The 24,967-nt window shown below is 73.3% G+C and carries 27 protein-coding genes; 15 read left to right on the plus strand and 12 right to left on the minus strand.

Annotated elements, in window-relative coordinates:
- The first annotated feature begins 399 nt into the window (after positions 1 to 399).
- Positions 400 to 1,065, plus strand: a complete 666-nt coding sequence (locus J2S44_RS24925) for a GNAT family N-acetyltransferase (protein WP_310418577.1) — start codon at positions 400 to 402, stop codon at positions 1,063 to 1,065.
- A gap of 633 nt (positions 1,066 to 1,698) precedes the next feature.
- Here J2S44_RS24925 and J2S44_RS24930 read toward each other — a convergent pair.
- Positions 1,699 to 3,156 (minus strand): glycoside hydrolase family 3 protein, encoded by a 1,458-nt coding sequence (locus tag J2S44_RS24930; protein ID WP_310418580.1) that lies wholly within the window; start codon positions 3,154 to 3,156, stop codon positions 1,699 to 1,701.
- Positions 3,157 to 3,301: 145 nt separating this feature from the next.
- Here J2S44_RS24930 and J2S44_RS24935 point away from each other — a divergent pair, with 145 nt between their 5' ends.
- The gene (locus tag J2S44_RS24935; RefSeq protein ID WP_310418583.1) at positions 3,302 to 4,477 is read left to right on the plus strand and encodes an ROK family transcriptional regulator; all 1,176 of its coding nucleotides are present in this window, start codon (positions 3,302 to 3,304) and stop codon (positions 4,475 to 4,477) included.
- 188 nt (positions 4,478 to 4,665) lie between these two features.
- On the opposite strand, the gene J2S44_RS24940 is transcribed toward J2S44_RS24935, so the two are convergent.
- Positions 4,666 to 6,282, minus strand: coding sequence for an acetolactate synthase (locus J2S44_RS24940; RefSeq protein WP_310418586.1), 1,617 nt, complete (start codon positions 6,280 to 6,282; stop codon positions 4,666 to 4,668).
- A gap of 30 nt (positions 6,283 to 6,312) precedes the next feature.
- On the minus strand, positions 6,313 to 7,086 hold the full coding sequence (locus J2S44_RS24945; protein ID WP_310418589.1) for an enoyl-CoA hydratase/isomerase family protein: 774 nt from the start codon (positions 7,084 to 7,086) through the stop codon (positions 6,313 to 6,315).
- Positions 7,087 to 7,149: 63 nt separating this feature from the next.
- On the opposite strand from J2S44_RS24945, the gene J2S44_RS24950 reads away from it, so the two are divergent.
- Complete coding sequence (locus tag J2S44_RS24950) at positions 7,150 to 7,710, plus strand: DUF6232 family protein (protein ID WP_310418592.1); 561 nt, start codon at positions 7,150 to 7,152, stop codon at positions 7,708 to 7,710.
- Here J2S44_RS24950 and J2S44_RS24955 read toward each other — a convergent pair.
- A complete protein-coding gene (locus J2S44_RS24955) occupies positions 7,671 to 8,147 on the minus strand; it encodes a DUF6232 family protein (protein ID WP_310418595.1) in 477 nt (158 codons plus the stop codon). The two genes, J2S44_RS24950 and J2S44_RS24955, sit on opposite strands and share 40 nt — an antisense overlap.
- A 118-nt stretch (positions 8,148 to 8,265) precedes the next feature.
- Here J2S44_RS24955 and J2S44_RS24960 point away from each other — a divergent pair, with 118 nt between their 5' ends.
- Together J2S44_RS24960 and J2S44_RS24965 are read left to right on the plus strand one after the other, a co-directional pair.
- A complete protein-coding gene (locus J2S44_RS24960) occupies positions 8,266 to 9,027 on the plus strand; it encodes a PAS domain-containing protein (protein WP_310418599.1) in 762 nt (253 codons plus the stop codon).
- Positions 9,024 to 9,944, plus strand: a complete 921-nt coding sequence (locus J2S44_RS24965) for a methyl-accepting chemotaxis protein (protein WP_310418602.1) — start codon at positions 9,024 to 9,026, stop codon at positions 9,942 to 9,944. The genes J2S44_RS24960 and J2S44_RS24965 overlap by 4 nt, the downstream gene beginning before the upstream one ends.
- A 126-nt stretch (positions 9,945 to 10,070) precedes the next feature.
- Here J2S44_RS24965 and J2S44_RS24970 read toward each other — a convergent pair whose 3' ends face one another.
- On the minus strand, positions 10,071 to 10,967 hold the full coding sequence (locus J2S44_RS24970; RefSeq protein WP_310418605.1) for a ribokinase: 897 nt from the start codon (positions 10,965 to 10,967) through the stop codon (positions 10,071 to 10,073).
- A 19-nt stretch (positions 10,968 to 10,986) separates the two neighbouring features.
- A complete protein-coding gene (locus J2S44_RS24975; protein WP_310418608.1) occupies positions 10,987 to 11,784 on the minus strand; it encodes an ABC transporter ATP-binding protein in 798 nt (265 codons plus the stop codon).
- Positions 11,785 to 11,910: 126 nt separating this feature from the next.
- Here J2S44_RS24975 and J2S44_RS24980 point away from each other — a divergent pair, with 126 nt between their 5' ends.
- The 3 genes from J2S44_RS24980 to J2S44_RS24990 all read left to right on the plus strand — a co-directional run bounded on the left by J2S44_RS24980 (position 11,911) and on the right by J2S44_RS24990 (position 14,475).
- Positions 11,911 to 12,933 (plus strand): ATP-binding cassette domain-containing protein, encoded by a 1,023-nt coding sequence (locus tag J2S44_RS24980; protein WP_310418611.1) that lies wholly within the window; start codon positions 11,911 to 11,913, stop codon positions 12,931 to 12,933.
- Positions 12,930 to 13,883 carry an ABC transporter permease subunit gene (locus J2S44_RS24985; RefSeq protein WP_310418614.1) on the plus strand — a complete coding sequence of 318 codons (954 nt, stop codon included), beginning with the start codon at positions 12,930 to 12,932 and terminating at the stop codon, positions 13,881 to 13,883. The genes J2S44_RS24980 and J2S44_RS24985 overlap by 4 nt, the downstream gene beginning before the upstream one ends.
- 217 nt (positions 13,884 to 14,100) lie before the next feature.
- A complete protein-coding gene (locus J2S44_RS24990) occupies positions 14,101 to 14,475 on the plus strand; it encodes a hypothetical protein (protein ID WP_310418617.1) in 375 nt (124 codons plus the stop codon).
- Between the two features lie 52 nt (positions 14,476 to 14,527).
- Here the strand turns inward: J2S44_RS24990 and J2S44_RS24995 are convergent, their stop codons facing one another.
- Genes J2S44_RS24995 through J2S44_RS25005 form a run of 3 tightly spaced genes read right to left on the minus strand, consistent with a single transcriptional unit; the run spans position 14,528 to position 15,657 of the window.
- Entirely contained in the window at positions 14,528 to 14,914 is a 387-nt protein-coding gene (locus tag J2S44_RS24995; RefSeq protein WP_310418621.1) for a PLD nuclease N-terminal domain-containing protein, read from the minus strand.
- 45 nt (positions 14,915 to 14,959) lie between these two features.
- Positions 14,960 to 15,274, minus strand: a complete 315-nt coding sequence (locus J2S44_RS25000; protein WP_310418624.1) for a DUF202 domain-containing protein — start codon at positions 15,272 to 15,274, stop codon at positions 14,960 to 14,962.
- Positions 15,271 to 15,657 (minus strand): YidH family protein, encoded by a 387-nt coding sequence (locus tag J2S44_RS25005; protein ID WP_310418626.1) that lies wholly within the window; start codon positions 15,655 to 15,657, stop codon positions 15,271 to 15,273. The genes J2S44_RS25000 and J2S44_RS25005 overlap by 4 nt, the downstream gene beginning before the upstream one ends.
- Positions 15,658 to 15,711: 54 nt before the next feature.
- On the opposite strand from J2S44_RS25005, the gene J2S44_RS25010 reads away from it, so the two are divergent.
- The gene (locus tag J2S44_RS25010) at positions 15,712 to 16,527 is read left to right on the plus strand and encodes a GNAT family N-acetyltransferase (RefSeq protein WP_310418629.1); all 816 of its coding nucleotides are present in this window, start codon (positions 15,712 to 15,714) and stop codon (positions 16,525 to 16,527) included.
- A gap of 3 nt (positions 16,528 to 16,530) precedes the next feature.
- On the opposite strand, the gene J2S44_RS25015 is transcribed toward J2S44_RS25010, so the two are convergent.
- Positions 16,531 to 16,710: a hypothetical protein gene (locus tag J2S44_RS25015; protein ID WP_310418632.1), complete on the minus strand. Its 180-nt coding sequence runs from the start codon at positions 16,708 to 16,710 to the stop codon at positions 16,531 to 16,533.
- A 258-nt stretch (positions 16,711 to 16,968) separates the two neighbouring features.
- Between J2S44_RS25015 and J2S44_RS25020 the strand changes: the two genes are divergently transcribed.
- The 6 genes from J2S44_RS25020 (at position 16,969) to J2S44_RS25045 (ending at position 23,170) form a co-directional block, all read left to right on the plus strand.
- Complete coding sequence (locus J2S44_RS25020; protein WP_310418634.1) at positions 16,969 to 17,748, plus strand: electron transfer flavoprotein subunit beta/FixA family protein; 780 nt, start codon at positions 16,969 to 16,971, stop codon at positions 17,746 to 17,748.
- A 17-nt stretch (positions 17,749 to 17,765) separates the two neighbouring features.
- Positions 17,766 to 18,722 carry an electron transfer flavoprotein subunit alpha/FixB family protein gene (locus J2S44_RS25025; RefSeq protein WP_310418637.1) on the plus strand — a complete coding sequence of 319 codons (957 nt, stop codon included), beginning with the start codon at positions 17,766 to 17,768 and terminating at the stop codon, positions 18,720 to 18,722.
- Between the two features lie 259 nt (positions 18,723 to 18,981).
- Positions 18,982 to 20,160 carry a cysteine desulfurase family protein gene (locus J2S44_RS25030; RefSeq protein WP_310418639.1) on the plus strand — a complete coding sequence of 393 codons (1,179 nt, stop codon included), beginning with the start codon at positions 18,982 to 18,984 and terminating at the stop codon, positions 20,158 to 20,160.
- Between the two features lie 48 nt (positions 20,161 to 20,208).
- Positions 20,209 to 21,288 carry a tRNA 2-thiouridine(34) synthase MnmA gene (gene mnmA / locus J2S44_RS25035; RefSeq protein WP_310418641.1) on the plus strand — a complete coding sequence of 360 codons (1,080 nt, stop codon included), beginning with the start codon at positions 20,209 to 20,211 and terminating at the stop codon, positions 21,286 to 21,288.
- Positions 21,289 to 21,359: 71 nt separating this feature from the next.
- A complete protein-coding gene (locus tag J2S44_RS25040; RefSeq protein ID WP_310418644.1) occupies positions 21,360 to 22,376 on the plus strand; it encodes a uroporphyrinogen decarboxylase/cobalamine-independent methonine synthase family protein in 1,017 nt (338 codons plus the stop codon).
- Positions 22,376 to 23,170, plus strand: coding sequence for an aminotransferase class IV family protein (locus J2S44_RS25045; RefSeq protein WP_310418646.1), 795 nt, complete (start codon positions 22,376 to 22,378; stop codon positions 23,168 to 23,170). The genes J2S44_RS25040 and J2S44_RS25045 overlap by 1 nt, the downstream gene beginning before the upstream one ends.
- A gap of 51 nt (positions 23,171 to 23,221) precedes the next feature.
- On the opposite strand, the gene J2S44_RS25050 is transcribed toward J2S44_RS25045, so the two are convergent.
- Together J2S44_RS25050 and J2S44_RS25055 are read right to left on the minus strand one after the other, a co-directional pair.
- Positions 23,222 to 24,589: a TrpB-like pyridoxal phosphate-dependent enzyme gene (locus J2S44_RS25050; RefSeq protein WP_310418649.1), complete on the minus strand. Its 1,368-nt coding sequence runs from the start codon at positions 24,587 to 24,589 to the stop codon at positions 23,222 to 23,224.
- Between the two features lie 140 nt (positions 24,590 to 24,729).
- Positions 24,730 to 24,966, minus strand: a complete 237-nt coding sequence (locus J2S44_RS25055) for a winged helix-turn-helix domain-containing protein (protein ID WP_310418652.1) — start codon at positions 24,964 to 24,966, stop codon at positions 24,730 to 24,732.
- Position 24,967: the final 1 nt, after the last annotated feature.

Here is a 24,967-nt window from a genome sequence, read left to right on the forward strand (position 1 = left end):
GCCGCCCCCCATTCCCGGCCGCGCCGCCCGCACTCGCTACCGCACCCGGTCGCCCGTCCCGCCCGGTGCAGCGTCTTGCCCGATATTTCGTAATAGATGCGCTTTCGGGTGACCCCTCACCTTGCGAGGTGGGTTTGCATCGTGGGCGGCGATCATTGACCGATGCGTAAGTGAGGTCATCTGGCGACATCGACCTCACTTACGCATCGATCAATGATCCACGGCCTGCGGCGCGGCACGGGTGGGTCACGACGTTCGCACGCCGGGGCGGGGAATGCCGGAAGATCGTCGACACTAGCGTCGTCTTCTGTGGCGTTGGTCAGCGTCGCTTGCATCGCCCGCGCGGTGCCGGAAAGCTGATTGACTCCACTCACCCGAGCATCGGCAAGGAGCGCCACAATGCTGGACAAGCGCCTCTATCACCATCTGGTGGCGTGGCTCGGGCAGTGGCCCCCGCGGCAGACCGTGGCGGTCGTCGGCTCCGAGCGCCGCATACTCCCCGGCTGGGATGGCAAGATCCACCCGTTCCTCGGCGTCGGCTCCCCGGCCACCGGCACGGTGCTGTCCGCCGCGGTGCCGCGCGTGCCGGCCCTGCGCGCGCTGACCGACCTGCCGATCGACGACCTGCTCGCCAAGGTGCCGGACGCGGTCGGCGCACCGGACCGGCAGGCGTTCCACGGCCTGTTCCGCTGGACCACCGACCCGGCCCCGTTCCCCGACGCCGGCGAATGGACCCCGGTCACCGACCCGGTGGTCCCGGAGTGGCTGCGCGTCTTCGCCCCCGAGGTGCTCATCCACCGCGACCCGGAGACCGGCGCCTACCTGGCCGGCGTCGGCATCAAACGGCACGACCAGCACGGCAACGAGATCTCCGTCGGCACCGAACCGGCCGCCCGCGGCAAGGGCCTGGCCCGCATGCTGGTCGCCCAGGCCGCCCGCCGGATCCTGGACGAGGGCGCGATCCCCACCTACCTGCACGACGTCACCAACATCGCGTCGTCCCGGGTCGCCGAGAACGCCGGCTTCCCCGACCGCGGCTGGTCCTTCTACGGCCTGGAGGACTGACCCCGCACACCCAACTCCCCGGCGCGCCGGGCGCAGCCGTTAAAAGCCGATATTTCGGGCGCGGAGCGCCCGGCCGCACATCACCTGTCGCTCGCAGGCGCGACTGGCCCCACGGCGATGCATCGTGACAGCGATACGGCCGATACGGCCGCGCGGCGTGGGCCGCGCGGCGTGGGTTGCGCGGTGTGGGTTGCGCGGCGTGGGCCGCGCGGCGTGGGTTGCGCGGTGTGGGTTGCGCGGCGTGGGCCGCGCGGCGTGGGTTGCGGTGGTGCGACGGCGGTGAGTTCGCGCGGCGGAGGGCGGGCGGCGGAGCGTTTGTAAGCGGTGCGGTCGCAGTAGCGGTGCGGACGCCTGCACCGCAAAGCTGAGAACCGGAAGCGAAACCGCGGAGCGGGCCCCGAGGCCGGGAACCGCCCGTGCGCGGTACCGCCGGGCAGGAAACCGTCGGGCAGGAAACCGTCGGGCAGGAAACCGCCGGGCAGGAAACCGCCGGGCAGGAAACCGCCGGGCAGGAAACCGCCGGGCGGAGAACCGCCGGGGCCGGCGACGGGGTGGAACGCACCGCGCCCGCCGCCGGGCCGAGGGGCCGGTGGCGGGCGCGGTGCGCGGATGCGTACCCCCGTGGGCCGGGTGTCAGGGTTTGAGCAGTGCGGCTGCGGCCTTTGCGAGTGGCTGGGTGGCGCCGTGGGTGCGGATGACCGCGCACGCGCCGGCCGGGCGCCAGGAGGACGACGGCCAGCCGAGTTCGACGATCACGGTCGGGTGCGTGGCGGCGAGGGACTCGGCGAGTGCGCGGCTGGCCGGGAAGCGGTGGATGTGCCGGCCCACCAGGATGATCGGCCGGGTGCCGGCGCGGTCGCACAGCGATTGTGCCGTGACCTCGGCCGCGGCCACGTGGATCAGGTCGGCGTGCGGCAGGAAGCCGCCGAGCCCCCACGGTACGCGTCCCTCCGCCATGTTCGAGGTGGAGCCGAGCTGCACCATCAGCGGGCCGGTCAGGTCGAGTCCGGCGACGGAGCCGTCGATCCGGACGGCCCGGCGGGCGACGGTGTCCGGCAGTGACGGGTCGACCGGTCCGGCCGCGGCGGGCTGCGCGGTCCAGGCGGCGAGCGCGGCGTTGCGGCCGGCCGCGTCCGCGAGCCGGTCGGGGGCGAGGCGGCCGTCCGCGACCGCGGTCACGATCTCCGTGACGATCTCCTCGACCAGTTCCGCGTCGACGTCCGCGCCGATGCAGAGCAGGTCGGCGCCGGCGGCCAGCGCGCGGACCGCGGCGGGTGCGATGCCGCCGGCCGCGACGGCTGCGCCCTTCATCTCCAGCGCGTCGGTGATCACCGCGCCGGTGAAGCCGAACTCGGTGCGCAGCAGGTCGTGCAGCACGGCGGGGCTGAACGTGGCCGGGTCGTCGCCGGTCAGCACCGGCACCCGGATGTGCGCGGTCATCACGGTGCGCGCGCCCGCGCCGATCGCGGCCTCGAACGGCGGCAGTTCCCGTTCGCGGAGCACGGCGAGCGGCACGTCCACGGTCGGCAGTTCGGTGTGCGAGTCCGCCACCGTGTCGCCGTGTCCGGGGAAGTGCTTGGCGCAGGCGGCGACGCGTGCCTCCTGCAGTCCGGCGACCGCGGCCGCGGCGTGTGCCGCGACGAGCGTGGGGTCGGCCCCGAACGAGCGGGTGCCGATCACCGGGTTGTCGTCCGCGGAGTTCACGTCCACGGTCGGCGCGAGGTTGACGTTGATGCCGAGCGCGGCCAGGTCCAGGCCGATCGACCGGTAGATCGCGCGGGTCGCCTCGACGTCACCGGCGGCGCCGAGCGCGGCGTTCCCGGGGTACGGACTGCCGGTCGCGTGTGCGAGCCGGGTGACGTCGCCACCCTCCTCGTCGATCGCGAGCAGCACGGACGGGCGGATCTCGCGCAGCGACGCGGTCAGCGCGGCCAGCTGGTCCGGCGTCTCCACGTTGTAGCCGAACAGCGTGAACCCGGCGAGGCCCTCGGCGGTCAGGTCGCGGGCCCACTCCGGCGCGACCGGGCCCCGGAACGCCGCCAGCAGCGTTCCCAGTGCCAGGCGCCGCAGCCCGGGATCGATGGTGGTCATCAATTCCCCCCAGTGTCAGCCGGAGACAGCGGCGTCCTGACCGTACGTGGGACCAGGGTGTCAGGGTGTCACAGCTACGCTACGGCTTAGTCCAGTCAAGGCTTGCCACAGTAATTGGAAAGTTTCCTAAATACTAGGGGGATGGATGGCCGTCACGCCGAGACCCGGCACTCCACGCCTGCTCCGCGCCCTGAACGACCGCGCCGCCCTGGAGCTTCTGCTGGCCCGCGGACCGCTCACCCGCGCGCAGCTCGGCGAGATGACCGGGCTCAGCAAGGTCACCGCATCCCAGCTGGTGGAACGGTTGGAGGAGCGCGGGCTCGTCACCCGGGTGGGTGAGCAGGCCGGCGGGCGCGGGCCGAACGCGCAGCTCTACGCGGTCACGCCGGGCAGCGCGCACGTGGTCGGCGTGGACTTCGGCCCGGACCGGGTGGTGGCCGCGTGCGCGGACATCACCGGCGCGGTGATCGGCCGGGTCGAGCTGTCCACGAAGGACACCGACGACCCGGTCGGCGTGGTGCACACCGCGGTCGTCCAGGCCGCCACCAGCGCACACGCGGAGATGGCGACGGTCCGGCGGGTGGTGCTCGGCACCCCCGGCCTGGTCGAGCCGGACACCGGCGACATCCGGTTCGCCTGGGATCTGCCCCGCTGGCGGCACGGCCTCCGGGACGCGCTCGGCGAGGACCTGCACACGCCGATCGCGTTCGCCAACGACGTGAACCTGGCCGCGGTCGCCGAGGCGCACGTCGGCGCGGCGCGCGGCGTCGACGACTTCCTGCTGCTCTGGGCCGGCCGCGGCGTCGGTCTCGCGGTCGTGCTCGGCGGCCGCCTGCACCAGGGCTCGACCGGCGCGGCCGGCGAGATCGGCTACCTGCCGGTGCCCGGCGCGCCGATTCCGCGGGACACCGGCAAGCGCGGCGCCAAGGGCGCGTTCCAGCTGCTGGCGGGCGCGGAGGCGGTCCGCGTGGCCGGTCGTGAGCACGGTTTCCGGGGCGCGTCCGCGGCCGACGTGGTGCGCGCCGCCGTCGCGGCCGGGACCAGGGGCGGCCCGTTCCTCGACGACCTGGCGGCCCGGCTCGCGCTCGGCGTGGCCAGCGCGGCCGTGGTGCTGGACCCGCCGATGGTGGTGCTGGCCGGCGAGGTCGGCCGGGCCGGCGGCAGCGCGCTCGCGGAACGGGTGCAGCACGAGGTCGCGGCCACCACGCTGGTCGCGCCGAAGGTGGTGGTCACCGAGGTGACCGAGGAGCCGGTCCTGCAGGGCGCGCTCCGCACCGCGCTGGACGCCGTCCGCGACGAGGTCTTCGGCAGCACCGTGTAGCCGCTGTCCTCCGGCCCGGCCGGCCCACAGCCGCGAGCTGTGGGCCGGGCAGGTCCAGGTCAAGGACTCCAGTCAAGATCTTGATCTGCCCGCTTCCGGCGGGGCCGGATTCCGCATGCTCCCGCGGGCAACGGTCGTCGCCGGCGCTCCTCCCTGCCGGTGCCGTGGGGGCCGGGCCAGCCCTCTGACTACGCCAGGTTGCTGGACCTCGGGTAGGCGTCGGTGGGGTCGGTGAGCACGTTGACCAGGTAGGGGACGCCCGCGGCGAACGCGCGCTCCAGCGCCGGGCCCAGGTCGCCGGCCTTCGCCACGGTCTCGCCCGCGCCGCCGAGCGCGCGCACGATGTCGTCGTAGCGCAGCTCCGGCTGCAGGTCGGCGGCCACGTCGTACCCGTACATCGCGCGCATCGGGTGTTTCTCCAGGCCCCAGATGCCGTTGTTGCCGACCACGATGACCACCGGCAGGTTCTGCCGGACCAGGGACTCCGCGTCCATCAGCGAGAAGCCGGCCGCGCCGTCGCCCATCAGCACGCAGATCTGCCGGTCCGGGTACGTGACGCGGGCACCCATCGCGTAGCCCGTGCCGGTGCCGAGGCAGCCGTACGGTCCCGGGTCCAGCCAGGTGCCGGGGCGCGCCGGTTCCAGGTAGCGGCCCGCGTACGACACGAAGTCGCCGCCGTCACCGATCGTGATCGCGTCCGGCTCCAGCACCTTGCGCAGCTCGCCGTAGACCCGGCCCGGCTTGATCGGGTCGCTCTCCGCCGCCATCTCCGCCGCGTGCTTCGCGGCCGCCGCGTCCTCCGTCTCGCGCAGCCCGCGCACCCAGTCGTCGTGCGGCGTGCGCGCCCCGGCGTGGTCCGCGAACGCGGTCAGGATCGCCCGCAGGTCCCCGGCGGGCGAGGCGGCCGGGGTGACGTGCGTGGCCCGCTGCGCCGGCGCGTCCACCACGTGCACCACGGTGGCCGCGCCGAAGTCGCCGAAGCCGAGCCGGAAGTCCAGCGGCGTCCCGATCACCGCGACCACGTCCGCGCCCTTGAGCGCGGCCCGGCGGGACTTGGCGAACGTCAGCCGGTGGCCGGGCGGCAGCGCGCCGCGGCCCATCCCGTTCGTGAACACCGGCACGTCCAGTGCCTCGGCCGCGGCCCGCAGCGCGTCGACGGCGTCGCCGGCCCAGACGTCCGAGCCCGCGATGATCACCGGCCGCTCGGCGCCGGCCAGCAGTGCGGCGGCGCGGGATACCTCGTCGGGGTCGGCCTCGGCGAGCTCGACGGGTGCCGCGGAGATCTCGGCCGACGCCACCGAGAAGACCACCTCCAGCGGCAGGTCCAGGAACGCCGGCCCCCGGTGCGGCGCGAGCGCGGTGCGCAGCGCGAGCCCGATCGCGGCCGGGATGTCCGGCGCGGACGCGACCGTGGCCGCGTGCTTCGTCACCGGCGCCACGATCGGCACGTGATCGATCTCCTGCAGCGACCCGGAGCCCCACCGGAACGACGGCGCCCGGCCGCCCAGCACCAGCACCGGCGACCCGTTGAAGAACGCGCTGGTCAACCCGGACACGCCGTTTGTGACGCCCGGACCGGCGGTCAGCACGGCCAGCCCGGGCGTGCGCCGCAGCTTCGCCACCGCCTCGGCCGCGAACACCGCGGACTGCTCGTGCCGCACGTCGTAGATCGGGAACCCGGCCTTGTGCGCCGCGTCGTACAGCGGGAAGACGTGCCCACCGGAGAGCGTGAACATCTCCGTGACGCCGTACGCGCGGAGCGCCGCCAGTGCCAGGTCGCCGCCGTGCCCCTCGATCATCGTCATGTGACGCACGTTACCCTGAGGTAACCTCGCTCAGGAACCGGTGAACCGGGGTTTCTCCTTCGCCACGAACGCGTCCATCCCGATCTTCTGGTCCCGGGTGGCGAACAGCGACGCGAAGAGCTGACTCTCCCAGGCGAGCCCGGCCGCGAGGTCCATCCCCAGCCCGCCGTCGATCGCGGCCTTCGCCGCCCGCAGCGCCTGCGCCGGCCCGGTCCGGAACGCGGACACCAGCTCCACCGCGGTGGGGTAGACCTCGGCCGCCGGCACCACCCGGTCGGCCAGCCCGATCCGCAGCGCCTCGTCCGCGTCCACCATCCGCCCGGTGAAGATCAGGTCCTTGGCGCGGGCCGGGCCGATCAGCCGGGCGAGCCGCTGGGTGCCGCCCGCGCCCGGGATGACACCGAGCTTGATCTCCGGCTGGCCGAGCCGGGCATCGTCCGCGATCACCCGCCAGTCGCAGGCGAGCGCGAGTTCGCAGCCGCCGCCCAGCGCGTACCCGGTGATCGCGGCGACGACCGGCTTCGGGATCTTCGCGACCGCGTCGAACGCGCTGGACAGCGCGCCGGCCCGGGCGCTCATCCGCGCGTAGTCCAGGCCGGCCATCTCCTTGATGTCGGCGCCGGCCGCGAAGACCTTCTCGCCGCCGTGGACCACCACCGCGCGTACCGCGTCGTCGCCGGCCGCGGCCGTGGCCGCCGCCCGCAGTTCCTCCTGCACCTGGGTGTTCAACGCGTTCATCGGCGGCCGGTCCAGCCGGATCGTCCCGATGCCGTCCGCGATCTCCAGCCGCACGAACTCGCCCATCAGACAGTCCTCCCGTCGGGTACGGATCAGACTACGGACCGGAACTTCGGGTAAACAGGAAGCATGGCCACGTACTACCGGGACCCGGCGGTCGAGATAACGTCGGACCGGATAGCGCTCGGCGACCGCGCCTACCCGATCGCCGCACTGCACCGCGTCTGGCACCGGCGCGGCGCCCGCCGCTGGTCCGGCGTCGTCAACCGCGGCGCGCTCGGCCTGCTCATGCTCGGCCCGCTGGTCGCCGCCACGTTCGGCATCCTGCTCGCGCTGCTGCTCGAGACCTCGCTGGTGACCACCGCCGCGATCGTGGCCGGCTCCGTGGTCGTCGGGCTGGCCGCGGTCCCGCTCGCCGACCTCCTCCTCGATCAGGTCGACCGCTCCTACGACCGCGGCACCCGCGAGCTCGAGCTGTGGGCCCTGGTCGGCGGCGTCCCGGTCCGGCTGCTGCACAGCACGGACGCCCGCCGCTTCAACCAGATCTACCGGGCGCTGCAACGCGCCGTCGAGAGCAGCCCCGCGACCCCGGTGAACGCGGATCCGCGGCCGGTGCTCCGGCGGGCACCCGGGCGCGGTGCGGTCGCGGGTCAGCCGGTCTCCTCCACGGCGCGCTGGACCGCGCGGTAGATCTGGCCGAACTTCGTCGCGTCGTGCGTCCGCAGCAGCAGGACCTGCTCGCCGACGATCTGCGCCCATAGTTCGTGCTGCTCCACGCCACGGTCGTTGATCCGGTCCAGCATGGTGAGCGGGACCTCCAGCAGCGGTGCGAGCGCGAGCGCCAGCACCACGCACGCGGCCACGCCGAGCGCCAGCACGCCGACGTTCAGGTCGCCGTCGACCTGGATGAACGGCAGTCCGATCAGGAAGAGCGCGAGCAGCACGCCGGGAATCGTGAGCGCCGTGACGATCAGCCAGCGGACCAGGCGCCGGGCCGCGCCGCGCGAGGTGAAGCGGCTGCGGGTGTGCCAGACGTACTCCAGTTGCGAGATCGGGTAGGCGGCCGCCTCGACCCGGAGCCGGCTGGAGGTCACCTCGACGCTGTCGTCCCGGTAGTAGACGGTCACGCCTACAAGGGAACCTCATCCGCGTACCGGCCGGAAAGTCTCCCAAACCCCCGTCATGAAGTCGCCCGATCGCGCACCATTCTCATGAACGCTCTTTTCACGCGGGGGTGGTGAGGGCATGAGACGAACAGCCGTACAGCCGACCGGCATCGAGCGGACCTTCGCCGATCACGAGATCATCGTGACCAAGACGGACATGAAGGGCCTGCTCACGTACGCCAACGACGTTTTCCTGCGCCTCTCCGTCTTCGACGAGGAGGACGTGATCGGGAAGCCGCACAACATCATTCGGCATCCCGACATGCCCCGCGTCGTGTTCAAGCTGCTCTGGGACACGCTGCGCGAGGGCCGCGAGATCTTCGCCTATGTGGTGAACATGGCCTCGGACGGCGCGGAGTACTGGGTGCTCGCGCACGTCACGCCGTCCCGCGACGCGTCCGGCCGGATCATCGGCTACCACTCGTCGCGGCGGCGCCCGGACCGGGCCGCGGTCAACGCGGTCAAGGAGCTCTACGGCCGGCTGCGCGCGGAGGAGAACCGGCACCGCAGCCCGTCCGACGGGCTGGACGCGTCGTGGCGGATGCTCCAGGAGGAGCTGGCCGCGCGCGGCCGCACGTACGAGGAGTTCGTCTTCGACCTCACGCTCGGTGCGGCCGGGACGGCGACGACCACCTCGTCGCACGCGCCGGTCCCGGGCACGGCGGCCGGGGACGGCCGGCGCAACGCCGGCCCGGCTCCGTCGGCGGACCACACCGCGTCCCCGTCGCGGGCCAACGCGCCGCGGGCCGGCACCGGGAGGGTGCACGTGACCACGAACGCCGCCAGGCACCAGAAACCGATCAAGATCGTGCGGAACGTGACGTCCGGCAGGAACGCGTGAGGCGCCGCGCCAAGGGTTCGGCGCCCGCCGACGACGGCGAGGCGCTGACCGTCATCGCCCAGATCTGTGACCGGGCCGCGGCCGGTGACCTGGAGGCACGGATCCCGCAGCTCGGCGACGACCCGCGGGCCGAGGCCGCGCGCCAGGCCGTGAACCGGCTGCTCGACACCACGGACGCGTTCGTCCGGGAGTCCGGCGCCGCGCTCACCGCGTCCGCCGAGAACCGGTTCCACCGCCGCTTCCTGCCGCGCGGCATGCGCGGCTCGTTCGAGCAGGCCGCCACCACGATCAATCTGGCCAGCGACAACATGAAGGAGGGCGTGCACGCGGTCGACGCCGCCAAGTTGGGCCGGCTGGAGCTCGCCGACCAGCTGGAGTCCGCCGTGCTCACGGTCTCCGAGCAGGTCGCGACGGCGGCCACCGAGATGGGCGCGACCGCGAACAACCTCTCCACGTTCGCCCGGGACGCGGTCGCGGACGCGGAGCGCGGGCTCGGCTCGGTCAGCTCGCTGCGCGACGCGTCCGACCAGATCCGCCAGGCCGTCGACCTGATCACGCAGATCGCGTCGCAGACCCGCCTGCTGGCGCTGAACGCGACCATCGAGGCCGCCCGCGCCGGTGAGGCCGGGCGCGGCTTCAGCGTGGTCGCGAACGAGGTCAAGACGCTCGCCACCGAGACCGCGAACTCCAGCGAGAGCATCATCAACCAGGTCTCCACCGTCCAGGCGGCCGCGGTCGGCGCGATCTCCGTCCTGGAGCGGGTGACCGGCAACATCCGCGAGATGTCCGGCCTGGTCGAGGGCATCGCGGCCGCGGTCGACGGCAGTCACGACGTCAACCAGGCCGGCCTGTCGCAGCTGGCCGAGGTGCTGCGCTCCGAGGTGAGCCGCTTCGTCACCCTGGTCCGCGAGTCCTGAACCCCACCGGCAACACCCGTGCGGCGGTACGGCAGCCCGCACCACGTCCCGCTCGGAGCCCGACGACCCGCCCGTCCGCGTCCGGCCGCCGACGCGACGATCAGAGCGTGCGCGAAGCCCCGGTGCTCACGGGGTGGCGGCGGCGTAGAGCGCGTCGATGTCCGCGCGGGTCGGCAGCGAGTTGCTGGCACCGAGGCGGCGCACGCAGGCCGCACCGGCGGCGCAGGCCCAGCGGACCGCGTCCGGCAGGTCCCGCCCCTCGCCCCAGGCCACGGCCAGCGCGCCGGTGAACGCGTCGCCGGCGGCGGTGGAGTCCACGGTCTCGACCGCGAAGGGCGGCACGCGCAGCTCGGTGCCGTCCCGGTCGACGAAGCAGGCGCCCTCCGCGCCGAGCGTGAGCACGGCCCGGCTGACGTAGTCGAGCAGCGCGCGCGGCTCGTCCCGGCCCCTGCCGGTGATCATCGCGGCCTCGCCCTCGTTCACCACCAGCAGGTCCACCGCGTCCAGCAGCTCGGACGGCAGCCGCTGGGCGGGCGCCGCGTTGAGGATCACCCGGGTGCCGGCCGCGTGCGCCGTGACCGCGGCCTCGGTGACCGTCTCGACCGGGATCTCCAGCTGGCAGACGAGCACGTCCGCGTCCCGTACCGCGGTCAGCTCCTGATCGGTGAGCCGGGTGAACGCGGCGTTCGCGCCCGGCGTCGCGATGATCGAGTTCTCGCCCCTGGTGTCGACCATGATGACCGCGACGCCGGACGTGCCGTAGACGATCCGGACCCGGGACGCGTCCACGCCGGACGCGCCGAGCCGGGCCTTCAGCGTCACACCGAACGCGTCCGACCCGATCGCGCCCAGGAAGCAGGTCTGCGCACCGGCGCGCGCGGCCGCGATCGCCTGGTTCGCGCCCTTGCCGCCGGGCATCTGCAGGAACTCGGTGCCGAGCACGGTCTCGCCGGGCTGCGGCAGCCGCGGCGCGATCCCGACCAGGTCCATGTTCGCGCTGCCGGCGACGACCACCCGAGTCATCCGCGCCCCCTTCGGCGAGTCAGGCCGCGCGGGCGGTGTACCGCCCGGCGGAGCGCTCCACCACCAGCGGCAGGCCGAACGCCTTGGACAGATTGTCACCCGTGATCACGTCGGTGAGCAGGCCTTGCGCCACAACCGACCCCTCGCGCAGCAGCAGCGCGTGGGTGAAGCCCGGCGGTATCTCCTCGACGTGGTGGGTGACCAGCACGGTGGCCGGCGCGTCCGGGTCCATCGCGAGCGTGGACAGCCGGCCGACCAGGTCCTCGCGCGCGCCCAGGTCCAGCCCGGCGGCCGGCTCGTCGAGCAGCAGCAGCTCCGGGTCGGTCATCAGCGCCCGGGCGATCAGCACCCGCTTGCGCTCGCCCTCGGACAGCGTGCCGAACGTGCGGTCGGCCAGCTGGCCGACGCCGAACTGGTGCAGCAGCGCCCGGCCGCGCGACTCGTCCTGCTTCTCGTAGCTCTCCCGCCAGCGGCCGACCACCGACCAGGCCGCGGTGAGCACCGCGTCGACCACCCGCTCCTCGCCCGGGATCTGCTGGGCCAGGTGCGCGGTGGAGATGCCGATCCGGGTGCGCAGCTCGTTGACGTCGGTGCGGCCGAGCCGCTCGTTCAGCACGTGCACCGTGCCGGTGCTCGGGTGCAGCCGGCCGGCGGCCAGGTTGAGCAGCGTGGTCTTGCCCGCGCCGTTCGGCCCCAGCACGACCCACCGTTCGTCCAGCTCGACCTGCCAGCTCACGTCCCGCAGGAGATGCGTGCCGGAACGCACGACGCTGGCCGACTCCAGGGCGATCACGAGATCCTCAGACACGCTTCCCATCCAACCACGCAACCACGGCCGGGCCCCGGCTGGGGAAGCGCTCGTCACGTTCCGGTCGTGCCCGAACCTGCCGCGCGCGCCGGTCGCCGAGCCGTAGGCTGCCCGCGTGACGACGAGGGGAGACGGATGCCTCCGGTGATCGAGATCGCGGGGCTCCGGAAGGAGTACCGCAAGCTGCGCGGTGGGACGCATCGCGCGCTGGACGGGTTCGACATGCTGGTCGAGCCGGGCCAGGTGCACGGCTTTCTCGGGCCGAACGGATCGGGCAAGACCACCACGCTGCGCGCGCTGCTCGGCCTGGTGCGCGCGGACGCCGGGGAGATGCGGATTCTCGGGCACGCCTCGCCGGGCGCGCTGCCGCAGGTGATCGGCCGGGTCGGCGCGATCGTGGAGAGCCCGCAGTTCTTCGGCAACTTCAGCGGGCGCCGGATGCTGTCGCTGCTGGCCACCGCGGGTGGCGTGCCGCAGAGCCGGGTCGAGGAGGTGTTGGCCCAGGTCGGGCTGCGGGACCGCGGCAAGGACATCATCAAGACCTACTCGCTCGGCATGCGACAGCGGCTCGCCGTGGCGTCCGCGCTGCTCAAGGCGCCGGAGCTGCTGATCCTGGACGAACCGGCGAACGGACTGGACCCGGCCGGCATCCGGGAGATGCGCGACCTGGTCCGCGCGCTCGCGGGGCACGGCGTCACGGTGCTGATCTCCAGCCACATCCTGGCCGAGATCCAGCTGATCTGTGACTCGGTCACGATCATCTCGCGTGGCCGGCGGGTGCTGGCCGGGCCGGTCAGCGACGTGCTGGCCAGCTTCGACCACGGTGACTTCCGGGTCCGGACGGCCGACCTGCCGCGCGCCGCGCAGGTACTCGCCGCGGCCGGCGTGGCGGTGACGGCCGCGCCGGACCACCTGGTCGCGCACCGGGTCACCGAGCCGGCCCGGCTCACCGAGCTGCTCGGCGGCCAGGGCCTGTGGGTGGCCGAGCTGACGCCGCTCACGCCGGACCTGGAGAGCGTCTTCCTGCGGCTCACCGGCACCGCGCCGGCGCCGGACGGGGACCGGCAGGTGGACGACGCCGTGCTCCCGCCGGCGCCGTCCGCACCGCTCAACGAGTTCTCGTTCCAGCCCGGCCCGGCCCCGGAGGTGCCCCGGTGAACCTGCTCCACGCCGAGGCCCGCCGGCTGGTGGCGCGCCGGTTCGTACAGCTGATGGCGGTGCTCCTCATCGGCACCTGCCTGGTCGCGGTGGTCAGCACCGTGGCGAGTTCGCACACGCCGACCGACGTGGAGCTGCGCGAGGCCACCGAGCAGGCGGCCGTCAACTACGGGTACGCCCGCCAGGACTACGAGATGTGCCGGACCGAGCGGCCCGGCCCGACCTGCGTGCCGCCGGACCCGGCCGACTTCCGGCCGGAGGACCAGCTCTACGGCACGTTCGTGTTCGCCCGCGAGATCAGCGGCCTGGTCTACTTCGTGGCCGCGTTCCTGGCGCTGTTCGGCTTCCTGGTCGGCGCGTCGTTCATCGGCGCCGAGATGTCGTCCGGCGGTCTGACGAACCTGCTGCTCTGGCGGCCGCGACGGCCGGTCGTGCTGGGCGCGAAGTTGGCCGTGGTGACCGGTGCGGTGTTCGCGGTCTCGGTCGTGGTGACCACCGCCTACATCGCCGCGTTCTGGGGCGTGAGCACGATCAGCGGCTTCGCCGGTGACACCTCCGGCACGTTCTGGGCGGACCTGGTGCTGGTGGCCGTGCGCGCGCTGCTGCTCGTGCTCGGCACCACCGTGGTCGGCTTCTCGCTCGCGACGCTGGGCCGGCACACCGCGGCCGCGCTCGGCGTGGTCGCGGCGTACGTGGTGCTGTGGGAGATCGGTCTGCGGATCGTGCTGAGCACCGTGGAGGTGCCCGAGGCGGACCGGTGGATGCTGAGCAGCTATCTGGCCGCGTTCGTCAACGGCCGGGTGGTGCTCTGGAACTCCGCCTGCGCGACGCCGGACTGCACCGCCGAGTACGCGCTGACCTGGGTGGACGGCACGCTGGTCGGCGGCGCGGTGACGCTGCTGACCGCGGTGGCCGCGTTCGTGCTGACCCAGCGGCGCGACATGGCCTGACACCGGCCGTTCGTTCGAGGCGGGCGCGACCACGCGCCCGCCTCGCGTCATATATCCGTTTTGTGGGGTTTGACCATGTGTCCGGTCGGGCATCAACCGTTCAGCCATAACTGATGGTCATCATACGGTTTCGGTTAGTGAAGTCCGGAAAGTCCGACATGATCCTCTCAGTGCCTCATTGCGGGCACTCTGAAGGGAGATGTCTGAGATGCGAAGTGTGAAGCGTTCCGTTGCCCTGGCGCTGGTCGCCCTCGCCGCCGGCGGCGCGGTCAGCCTGAGCGCGGCCGGTGCCGCCCAGGCCGCGCCGTCGTTCGAGGCCACCAAGTCCGCCGCGGTCCACCAGGACCGGGACCGCGACCGGGACCGCTGGGACCGCGACCGGGACCGGGACCGCTGGGACCGCGACCGGCACAACGGCCACGGCTGGGGCCACAAGCGGGCGAACTGGCAGTACGCCGGCAGCTACCGCAGCAAGCGCGCCTGCGAGCGGGTCGCCTGGCTCGGCGAGCGCGCGGACCGCTGGGACGACTCGAAGTGCGTCGGCGGCGGCTGGGGCGTGAAGCTGTTCGTCAAGCAGTACCGCTGGGGCTGAGAAACCACGCGGCCGGGTGCGCCCATCGGGGTGCGCCCGGCCGTTCTCGCTGTCAGGCGTCGCCGTTGCGCAGCTCCGGGTTCTTCGGGTCCTCGTCGCGGCGCAGTTTCTCCTCGCGCCGTCGGAGGTCCTCCTCCCACCGCTCGAACTGCTCCCGGTCCCGGCGGGCCTTGTCCGAGTCCAGCGTGCGCAGGAAGTCCGGGTTGTCGTCCGGCGCGAGCGGCCGGCGCGGTGCCCCCGCCGCCCCCCGGCCCGGCCGGACCCGCCCGGCCAGGAACCACAGGATCGGGCCGGCCACCGGAATCAGCACGATCACCACCGCCCACACCAGCCGCGGCAGGCGGCGGATCTGCTCCGGCTCCGCGGAGAGGCAGCTGATCAGGGCCACGACCGCCATCGCGATCTGCAGCAGGAAGACGAACGCGAACAGTCGAGCCATGCCGCAATGATGCCGCGCGAAACGCCCGATCGGCAGGCGGAGGCATCAGAGGATCATCAGGACGGCACCGATCAGGGCGTAGCCGAGCGTCAGAACGGCGCAGAGTAACAGCGAGTGTCCGCTCGGTGAGGTGCGGCCGTGTCGGAGGTCGGCCACCCGGCGCCGCACCACGACCAGCGCGGTCCCGCACGCGGCGAGCGCGGCCAGCGCGCCGGCCACGGCCACCGGCACGCCGCCGTCCGAGGTGAGCGTGAGCCGCAGCGTCAGCAGCGTGACCGCGGCGAACGACAGCGCGGTCCGCCGCCAGGCCAGCCCGGTCCGGATGATCGGCACGCCCGGCCCGTGCACCGGCTGGGTCATCCGAGGACCTGCAGGACCAGGGCCGCCGCGAGCACCAGCGCGCCGAGCGTGACGCCGCCGGCCAGCAGCGCCGGGAAGTGCGACGGCGGCAGGTCCTCGTCCAGCCGCATGGCCCGCTCGGTGCGCGTCCAGTGCCGCACCGAGTGGAACGCGACCGCGCCGCCGAGCAGGAGCAGCACCACCGCGATCGTCTCGCGCAGGTACGTCGTCGGCATGCGGGGCAGGAACTGGAACGCGGCCAGCCCGCCCGCCACCAGCGCCAGCCCGGTGCGCACCCAGGCGAGGAACGTGCGCTCGTTGGCCAGCGAGAAGCGGTAGTCCGGGGTGGAGCCGACCCGCTGCACGTCCCGGGGATCGAACCAGCTCTTGAGCAGCGCGCGCACGAACCGACCCTAACCGGCTCGCGTGAACATCCGTGCTGTGATGGGCTGGACGGCGTGACCACACCGGATCTTGATGCCACGGCCCTGCTCGCCACGTACGACGCCCAGTTGCGGGCGCACCTGCCGAACCCGTTGCCGGCGGGCGCGACCGTCGAGCGGGACGGCCCGCTGGTGCGGCTGCGCGGGCTGGACGAGGGCGGGTTCATCACGTACACCGACCTCGGCGACCTGGACGGCGCGGAGCTGGACGCGCTGATCGCCCGGCAGACCGCGCTCTTCACCGAGCTGGGCGAGAGCGTGGAGTGGAAGCTGCACGGCCACGACCTGCCCCGCGATCTCGCCGACCGGCTCACCGCGGCCGGGTTCGCCGCCGAGGAGCGGGAGACCGTGGTGGTGGGCGCGGTCGCGCCGCTCGCGGCCGCGGTGCCGGTGGTGCCCGAGGGGGTACGGCTGCGCGAGGTCACGTCCCGCGAGGACCTGGACCGGATCGCCCGGCTCGGCGAGCTCATCTACCCCGGTACGTCCCGTCAGTGGTGGGCGGACGCGATGGAGCGGGAGATCGCGGCGGACCCGCAGTCGGTCACGATCGTGGTGGCGGAGACGGACGACGAGGCCCGCACGCTGGTCTGCGCGGCCTGGATCCGCTACGTCACCGGCACCGCGTTCGGCACGCTGTGGGGCGGCGGCACGCACCCGGAGCACCGGCGGCGCGGCATCTACAAGGCGCTGGTGGCATACCGGGCGCGGCTCGCCGAGCAGCGCGGGTTCACGTTGCTGCAGGTGGACGCGTCGGACGAGAGTCGGCCGATCCTGGAGCGGCTCGGCTTCACGGCGCTGACCACCACCACGCCGTACGTCTTCCGGCCGTAGCGGTCAGACGCTCCACAGCGCGCGGACGGCGACGCGTACGCACTCGTCGCGGAGCCGTCCGCAGACGCAGCGGTGGTCGTCCGGCCGTTTCCGCCGATGGTGGCCGAACGACACGAGGCTGCCGCCGGTCAACCAGAGATCCGGTGGAGCGATCCGCCGCACCGGGGCGATTTGCACTGACATATCGCGACTCCTCCCGCCGGCTCGACTCTAGCGGGTTTCGGGTGCCATGGGGTGAGGTGTGTCACTCTCCGTGCCCGCGATCAGGAACCTACTAGTAAGTAACATGGGTCGTGGTCAAGTCCACACGCATCGTGGTTGACCCTGGAGGCGCAGCCGAGCAAGCCTGAACCAGCCCCCGGCTCACCGCGGGCTCCGGTTCCGGACGAGAATTCGTAACGTCGGGCGAGAACCGTTTAACAGGAGGGTCGTCGAAGCGCGATGAACATTGTGGTACTGGTCAAGCAGGTACCGGACTCCGGTGCCGAACGGTCTCTGCGTGCCGACGACAACACCGTTGACCGCGGTGCGGCGAGCAACGTCATCAACGAGATGGACGAGTACGCGATCGAGGAGGCACTGCGCCTCACCGAGGCGCACGGCGGCGAGGTCACGGTGCTGACCATGGGCCCGTCCGGCGCCACCGAGTCGATCCGCAAGGCGCTCTCCATGGGCCCGGCCAAGGCCGTGCACATCGTCGACGACGCGCTGCGCGGCTCCTGCGCCGTCGCCACCTCCAAGGTGATCGCGACCGCGCTCGGCCGGCTGAACGCGGACGTGATCCTCTGCGGCTCGGAGTCCACCGACGGCCGCGTCCAGGTGCTCCCGCACATGCTCGCGGAGCGGCTCGGCGTCGCGGCGCTCACCGGCGCGCGCAAGCTCACCGTCGACGGCAGCACGCTGACCGTCGAGCGGCAGACCGACGAGGGGTACGAGGTGGTCACCGCCTCGACGCCGGCCGTCGTCTCGGTGTGGGACACGATCAACGAGCCGCGGTACCCGTCCTTCAAGGGCATCATGGCCGCGAAGAAGAAGCCGGTGGAGACGCTGTCCCTGGCCGACCTGGGCGTGGACCCGTCCGAGGTCGGCTTCGCGGGCGCCACCAGCACGGTGATCGAGCACGCGCAGCGCCCGCCGCGCTCCGCCGGTCAGCGGGTCGTCGACGAGGGCGAGGCCGGCGTGAAGCTGGTCGAGTTCCTCGCCACCGAGAAGTTCGTCTGAGAAGGGGGTACCGAGACATGGCAGAGGTTCTCGTCGTCGTCGAGGCCGCCGCCTCGGGCGTGAAGAAGGTCACCCTGGAGCTGCTCACGCTCGCGCGGGAGATCGGCTCGCCGTCCGCGGTCGTGCTGGGCGGGCCCGGCGCCGCGGAGGCGCTCACGCCCCGGCTCGCGGAGTACGGCGCGGAGAAGGTCTACGCGGCGGAGAGCGAGGAGATCGACGGCTACCTGGTCGCGCCCAAGGCGACCGTGCTGGCCGAGCTGGTCAGGCGCGTCTCCCCGGCCGCCGTGCTGCTCGCCTCCAGCCAGGAGGGCAAGGAGATCGCGGCCCGGCTGGCCATCAAGCTGGACAACGGCGTGCTCACCGACGCGGTCGGGCTGGACGCGGACGGCACGGCCACCCAGGTCGCGTTCGCCGGCGCCACCATCGTCAAGTCCAAGGTGACCCGCGGCCTGCCGATCGTGGCGCTCCGGCCCAACTCGCTGACCCCCACGCCGGCCCCGGCGTCCCCGTCGGTCGAGTCGCTCCCGGTCACCGCGACCGAGTCCGACAAGCTGGCCAAGGTCGTCGAGCGGGTCGCGGAGCAGAAGGGCGCGCGCCCGGAGCTCTCCGAGGCGTCCGTGGTCGTCTCCGGCGGCCGCGGCGTGGGCGGCGCGGACGGCTTCAAGCTGGTCGAGGAGCTGGCCGACCTGCTCGGCGGCGCGGTCGGCGCGTCCCGCGCGGCGGTCGACTCCGGCTTCTACCCGCACCAGTACCAGGTCGGGCAGACCGGCAAGACGGTGTCCCCGCAGCTCTACATCGCGCTCGGCATCTCCGGCGCGATCCAGCACCGGGCCGGCATGCAGACGTCGAAGACGATCGTCGCGGTGAACAAGGACGGCGAGGCGCCGATCTTCGAGCTGGCCGACTACGGCGTGGTGGGCGACCTCAACAAGGTGGTCCCGCAGGCCGCGGACGAGATCCGCAAGCGCAAGTAGGTGTTCCGCCCGGGTGGTCCGGGCGGCGTCCAGGTCGGGAGCCCGACACGGATGCCGCCCGGACCACCGGTACCGGGGCCGGGCGGATCCGCCCGGCCCTTACGTATGACCAGCTCCCGGCCGGGTTCCTCGGCCGGTGCCGGGCGCTCCCTCCCCGTATCGTGGCGGATTTCGGGTTTTGCCGGGGTTTGAACGGCGGCGCTCAGACTGTGGTCCGGGCCGATGGAGCACTCGGTAAGGACCGGTAGGCTGAGGGGCGATGGCCTACCTGGATCACGCCGCGACCACGCCGATGCTCAGCGAGGCGCTCGAGGCATACGTCGCCACGGCCCGCGAGGTCGGCAACGCGTCGTCGTTGCACGCCGCCGGCCGCCACGCACGTCAGCGCGTCGAGGAGTCCCGGGAACGGATCGGTGCGGCGCTCGGCGCCCGGCCCTCCGAGGTGATCTTCACGAGCGGCGGGACCGAGAGCGACAACCTCGCGGTCAAGGGCATGTTCTGGGCGCGGCGCGCGGTGGACGCGGCCCGCACCCGGGTGGTGGCCAGTGGCGTCGAACATCACGCGATCATGGACTCGGTCGACTGGCTGGTCGCGCACGAGGGCGCGAGCGCGGGCTGGCTCGACGCGGACGCGATCGGCCGGATCCGGCCCGCGACGCTCGAGGCCGAGCTCGACGCGTACGGCGACGCGATCGCGATGATCACCGTCATGTGGGCGAACAACGAGGTCGGCACCGTGCAGCCGATCGCGGAGCTGGCCGCGCTCGCGGCCGCGCGCGGTATCCCGTTCCACACCGACGCGGTGCAGGCCGTCGGTCAGATCCCGGTCGACTTCGGCGCCAGCGGCGCGTCCGCGCTCACCCTCACCGGGCACAAGGTGGGCGGCCCGGTCGGCGTCGGCGCGCTGCTGCTCGGCCGCGACGTGGCCGTGACGCCGCTGCTGCACGGCGGCGGCCAGGAGCGCGACGTCCGGTCCGGAACGCTGGACGCGGCCGGCATCGTCGCGTTCGCGGTCGCGGTCGAGACCGCGGTCAAGAACCAGCAGGAGTACGCGGCCCGCGTCGGCGGACTCCGCGACCGGCTGGTCGCGGGCGTGCACGGCGTGGTGCCGGACGCGATCCTGAACGGCGCGCCCGAGGACCGGCTGCCCGGCAACGCGCACTTCTCCTTCCCCGGCTGCGAGGGCGACGCGCTGCTGCTCCTGCTGGACGCGCAGGGCATCGACTGCTCCACCGGCTCGGCCTGCTCGGCCGGCGTCGCGCAGCCGTCGCACGTGCTGGTCGCGATGGGCGCGGACGACGACCGCGCGCGCTCGTCGCTGCGGTTCACGCTCGGCCACACCTCGACGGCCGCGGACGTGGACGCGCTGATCGCCGCGCTGCCCGCCGCGGTCGAGCGGGCCCGCCGGGCCGGGGTAATCAAATCGGTTCTCGGCTGAGCCGCTAGTACCGTTGATCTGAGGCTTTACCCGGGGAGGGTGTTTCACGTGCGTGTTCTCGCGGCGATGTCCGGCGGTGTCGACTCGGCGGTGGCGGCGGCCCGCGCCGTCGAAGCCGGTCATGACGTGACCGGCGTCCACCTGGCGCTCTCCCGCAACCCGCAGACGTTCCGGACCGGCGCGCGCGGCTGCTGCACGATCGAGGACTCCCGCGACGCGCGCCGCGCCGCCGACGTGCTCGGCATCCCGTTCTACGTGTGGGACATGGCCGAGCGCTTCCACGCGGACGTGGTCGACGACTTCGTCGCGGAGTACGCGGCCGGCCGCACGCCGAACCCGTGCCTGCGCTGCAACGAGAAGATCAAGTTCGCCGCGGTGCTGGACCGGGCGATCGCGCTCGGCTTCGACGCGGTGGTCACCGGCCACCACGCCCGGCTCGGCGCCGACGGCCTGCTGCGGCGCAGCGTCGACCTGCCCAAGGACCAGTCGTACGTGCTGGCCGTGCTCAACCGGGCACAGCTGGACCGGTCGCTCTTCCCGCTGGGCTCGTCGACCAAGGCGCAGGTGCGCGCCGAGGCGGCCGAGCGCGGGCTGGGCGTCGCGGAGAAGCCGGACTCGCACGACATCTGCTTCATCGCCGACGGTGACACGCGCGGCTTCCTGGAGTCGAAGCTGGGCTCCGCGCCGGGCGACATCGTGGACTCGACGACCGGCGAGGTGGTGGGCGCGCACAGCGGGGCGTACGCCTACACGGTCGGACAGCGCAAGGGGCTGGGCCTGACGGTCCCGGCCGCGGACGGCCGGCCGCGCTACGTGCTGTCGATCACCCCGAAGACGAACACGGTGACGGTCGGCCCGGCGGCCGCGCTGGCGGTGTCCACGGTGTACGCGGGCCGGCCGGTCTGGACCGGGCTGCCCGGCGCGCCGGCCGAGCCGCTGGACTGCGTGGTGCAGCTGCGGGCGCACGGCGAGACGTACCCGGCGCGGGTGTCCGTGGTGGACGGCGGGCTGGTGGCGGCGCTGTCCACGCCGGCCCGTGGGGTGGCGGCCGGGCAGGCCCTGGTGATGTACCGCCCGGACCCGGACGGGGACGTCGTGCTGGGCTCGGGCACGATCACCCACACCTGAGCGGGCCGGCGCGCCGGTCTTCCGTCGCTCCGGGCACGGGGCGGCCGGTCCGGCTCAGTAGAGTCGGCGGCATGAGTGACGCAGCGGTGTGGCCGTGGCCGGAAGGGGCGGCGACCGGGATCGGATCGCTGCCGGGGATCGATGTCGCCGAGGCCCAGCGGGTGGTCCTGGGGGATCTTCCCGACTTTCCGCATCTGCCGGAGCTGCCCGCGCGCGGACCCGGCGCCGACCTCGTCGGCCGCGGCGCCGGTTTCCTGGTCGAGCTGCCGGTCGAGCTCTACGCCGGCCGCTGGCGGGTCGCGGCCCGGCCCGGCAAGGACCTGCGGCGCACGCGTGACCTGCTGGACCGCGACGTCGATCAGCTGACCGAGCAGGCCGCCGAGTTCACCGGCCCGGTCAAGGTCCAGGCGGCCGGGCCGTGGACGCTCGCCGCGAGCATCGAGCTGCCGATCGGCGGCCGGCTGCTGCGCGATCCCGGCGCGGTCCGCGACCTGACCGCGTCGCTCGCCGAGGGCGTGGCCGCGCACGTCCGGGACGTCGCGGCCCGACTGCCCGGCGCCACCGTCGTGCTGCAGCTGGACGAGCCGTCGATGCCGGCCGTGCTGGCCGGCCGGGTGCGCACCGAGAGCGGGCTGGGCACGTACCGGGCGGTCGAGGCGACGCTCGCGTCGGAACTGCTCCGGCAGGTCGTGGACGCGGCCGGGGTGCCGGTCGTGGTGCACTGCTGCGCGCCGGACGTGCCGCTGGACGTGATCCGTTCGTCCGGTGCCGCCGGCGTCGCACTGGACCTGTCCCTGGTCGAGCGGCTCGATCCGCTCGGCGAGGCGCTCGACGCGGGCCTGGGCCTGCTGGCCGGCGCCGCACCCACCGGGCTGTCGTCCGGCCCGGCCGGGGTCGCGTCCGCCGTGGTCGCGGACCGGGTGCGGAAGCTGTGGCGGGAGCTGGGCTTCCCGGCGGCGCAACTGGCGAAACAGGTGGTGGTGACGCCCGCGTGCGGCCTGGCCGGTGCGACCCCGGCGTTCGCCCGCGCCGCGCTGGCCGCCTGCCGCGACGCCGCCCGGCGACTGCACGAGGACGCGCTGAGCTGATGACGGTCGCGCAGGTCGACGGCGCCGAGGCCACGGCGGAGCAGCTGCGGGCGCTGGCCGTGACGAACTACGGGCACTTCACCTCCCTCCAGGTGCGCGCGGGAGCCGTGCACGGCCTGACGCATCACCTGGAGCGGCTGGATCGGCAGTCGCACGCGTTGTTCGGCCGTGGCCTGGACGGTGCGCGAGTGCGCGGCCTGCTGCGCCACGCGCTGGCCGGGACGCCGGACGCGTCGGTCCGGGTGACGGTCTTCTCCGGCGAGGGCCGGCGGCCCAGCGCGGTCGCGCCCGCGGAGCCGCACGTGCTGGTCACCGTGGACCCGCCGGTCCCGGCGCTGACGTCGCCGCTGCGGGTGTGCACGGTGTCGTACGAGCGGGACCTGCCGGAGGTGAAGCACGTCGCCACGTTCGGCCTGACCTGGCACTGGCGCCGGGCCCGGGCACAGGGCGCCGACGACGCGCTGTTCGTCGACCGGAACGGCCTGGTCAGCGAGGGTACGGTGTGGAACGTCGGCTTCTCCGACGGCGACCGGGTGGTCTGGCCGGCGGCCGGCATGCTGCACGGCGTGTCGATGCGGCTGCTCAAGGACGGCCTCGACCGGCTCGGCGTGCCGTGGGAGGTGCGGCCGGTGCCGGTGGCGGAGGTGTCCCGGTTCCGGTTCGCGTTCGCCAGCAACTCGATCAGTCCGGTGCGCCCGCTGGCCGCGATCGACGGGACGCAGTTCGCACCGGACGACGCGCTGGTGACACTGTTGGGGTCCGCGTACCGGGCGATCCCGGCGGAGCCGGTCTGACCCGGCCGGCCCGCGTCGCGCGAGCCGGCCGGGACGGCGTGGCCCGGTGCCCTACCCGGTCACCGTCGGCAGCCCCGCGAGCGCGGCGTCGAGCCGGCCGGCCGGGAGCGTGTGGTCGGTCATCTCACCGGCCAGGTAGGCGCCGTACGCGGCCAGATCGAGGTGGCCGTGCCCGCACAGCGCGGTGAGGATCACCTTCGGCTCGCCCGACTCCTTGCAGCGCAGCGCCTCGTCGATGCAGGCGGCCAGCGCGTGCGTGGGCTCGGGGGCCGGGACGATGCCCTCGGTGCGGGCGAAGCGCACGCCGGCCGCGAAGCACTCGGACTGCGGGATCGCGACCGCCTCGATCAGGCCCAGCTCGTAGACGTGCGAGATGAGCGGGGACATGCCGTGGTAGCGCAGGCCGCCGGCGTGGATCGGGTCCGGGATGAAGTCGTGCCCGAGCGTGTGCATCTTCATCAGCGGCGTCAGCCCGGCGGTGTCGCCGAAGTCGTAGGCGTAGACGCCCCGGGTCAGCGACGGGCAGCCGGCGGGCTCGGCGGCCCGGATCGTCACGTCCAGCCGGCCGGCCAGCTTCTCGCGCAGGAACGGGAAGGTCAGGCCGCCGAAGTTCGACCCGCCGCCGGTGCAGCCGACGATCACGTCCGGGGTGACACCGATCTTCGCGAACTGGAGCAGCGCCTCCTCACCGATCACGGTCTGGTGCAGCAGCACATGGTTGAGGACGCTGCCGAGCGCGTAGTTCGTGTCCGGGTTCCGGGCCGCGATCTCGACCGCCTCGGAGATCGCGATGCCGAGTGAGCCGGGCGAGTCCGGATCCTTCTCCAGCACCGCGCGCCCGGCCGCGGTCAGCGTCGACGGCGACGGATGGATCACGCCGCCGAACGTCTCGATCATGATTTTCCGGTACGGCTTCTGGTCGTACGAGGACCGCACCTGCCACACCTCGCACTCCAGCCCGAACTGCGCCGCCGCGAAGCTGAGCGCGGTGCCCCACTGGCCGGCACCGGTCTCCGTGGTCAGCCGCCGGATTCCGGCCTCGGCGTTGTAGTAGGCCTGCGGGACCGCGGTGTTCGGCTTGTGCGAACCGGCCGGCGAGACACCCTCGTACTTGTAGTAGATCTTCGCCGGCGTGCCGAGCGCCTTCTCCAGCCGGTGCGCCCGGTAGAGCGGCGACGGCCGCCACAGCCGGTACACGTCGAGCACGTCCTCGGGGATGTCGACGTACCGCTCGGCCGTGACCTCCTGCTCGATCAGCGACATCGGGAACAGCGGCGCGAGATCGTCCGGGCCGACCGGCGCGTGCGTGCCCGGGTGCAGCACCGGTGGGGGCGGGGACGGCAGGTCGGCGACGAGGTTGTACCAGCGGCGCGGCATCTCCGACTCGTCGAGAAGTACCTTGGTGAGGTTGCGGTCCATCGCGTTCGTCGCCCCTGTCCCGGTTCGTGGCACCCGCCGTGCCGGGTGCACCTGACCGCGACGCTAACGCCGGGACCGCGTCCGCACCCGCAGGCGCGACGCCACCGGTGGGCGACCTGTGCTCAGCGGAGCGCGCCGGCTCAGTCCTCCGGCGGCTCCCCGGGCTTGTGGCGCACGTACATGGCGTCGCCCTGATAGCCGACGATCAGCTTCTCGAGCTTCAGCATGTTGATCACAAGATTGAGCGTGCCGTACGAGACGCCGTACTCCTCCTGGAGCAGCCGGATCGGCGGCAGCTTGTGCCCGGCCGGCAGGTCTCCGCTGAGGATCTTCGCCCGGATGGCGTCGTACACCCGATCCTTTTTCGACGTACCCATG

The sequence above is a fragment of the Catenuloplanes niger genome, assembly GCF_031458255.1.
In the GTDB taxonomy this organism is placed as follows: Bacteria; Actinomycetota; Actinomycetes; order Mycobacteriales; family Micromonosporaceae; genus Catenuloplanes; species Catenuloplanes niger.

Coding starts and splice junctions, on each gene's coding strand:
- J2S44_RS24925 (WP_310418577.1), top strand. CDS start 400: ATGCTGGACAAGCGCCTCTATCACCATCTGGTGGCGTGGCTCGGGCAG.
- J2S44_RS24930 (WP_310418580.1), bottom strand. CDS start 3,156: ATGACCACCATCGATCCCGGGCTGCGGCGCCTGGCACTGGGAACGCTG.
- J2S44_RS24935 (WP_310418583.1), top strand. CDS start 3,302: ATGGCCGTCACGCCGAGACCCGGCACTCCACGCCTGCTCCGCGCCCTG.
- J2S44_RS24940 (WP_310418586.1), bottom strand. CDS start 6,282: ATGACGATGATCGAGGGGCACGGCGGCGACCTGGCACTGGCGGCGCTC.
- J2S44_RS24945 (WP_310418589.1), bottom strand. CDS start 7,086: ATGGGCGAGTTCGTGCGGCTGGAGATCGCGGACGGCATCGGGACGATC.
- J2S44_RS24950 (WP_310418592.1), top strand. CDS start 7,150: ATGGCCACGTACTACCGGGACCCGGCGGTCGAGATAACGTCGGACCGG.
- J2S44_RS24960 (WP_310418599.1), top strand. CDS start 8,266: ATGAGACGAACAGCCGTACAGCCGACCGGCATCGAGCGGACCTTCGCC.
- J2S44_RS24970 (WP_310418605.1), bottom strand. CDS start 10,967: ATGACTCGGGTGGTCGTCGCCGGCAGCGCGAACATGGACCTGGTCGGG.
- J2S44_RS24975 (WP_310418608.1), bottom strand. CDS start 11,784: ATGGGAAGCGTGTCTGAGGATCTCGTGATCGCCCTGGAGTCGGCCAGC.
- J2S44_RS24980 (WP_310418611.1), top strand. CDS start 11,911: ATGCCTCCGGTGATCGAGATCGCGGGGCTCCGGAAGGAGTACCGCAAG.
- J2S44_RS24995 (WP_310418621.1), bottom strand. CDS start 14,914: ATGGCTCGACTGTTCGCGTTCGTCTTCCTGCTGCAGATCGCGATGGCG.
- J2S44_RS25000 (WP_310418624.1), bottom strand. CDS start 15,274: ATGACCCAGCCGGTGCACGGGCCGGGCGTGCCGATCATCCGGACCGGG.
- J2S44_RS25015 (WP_310418632.1), bottom strand. CDS start 16,710: ATGTCAGTGCAAATCGCCCCGGTGCGGCGGATCGCTCCACCGGATCTC.
- J2S44_RS25020 (WP_310418634.1), top strand. CDS start 16,969: ATGAACATTGTGGTACTGGTCAAGCAGGTACCGGACTCCGGTGCCGAA.
- J2S44_RS25025 (WP_310418637.1), top strand. CDS start 17,766: ATGGCAGAGGTTCTCGTCGTCGTCGAGGCCGCCGCCTCGGGCGTGAAG.
- J2S44_RS25030 (WP_310418639.1), top strand. CDS start 18,982: ATGGCCTACCTGGATCACGCCGCGACCACGCCGATGCTCAGCGAGGCG.
- J2S44_RS25040 (WP_310418644.1), top strand. CDS start 21,360: ATGAGTGACGCAGCGGTGTGGCCGTGGCCGGAAGGGGCGGCGACCGGG.
- J2S44_RS25045 (WP_310418646.1), top strand. CDS start 22,376: ATGACGGTCGCGCAGGTCGACGGCGCCGAGGCCACGGCGGAGCAGCTG.
- J2S44_RS25050 (WP_310418649.1), bottom strand. CDS start 24,589: ATGGACCGCAACCTCACCAAGGTACTTCTCGACGAGTCGGAGATGCCG.
- J2S44_RS25055 (WP_310418652.1), bottom strand. CDS start 24,966: ATGGGTACGTCGAAAAAGGATCGGGTGTACGACGCCATCCGGGCGAAG.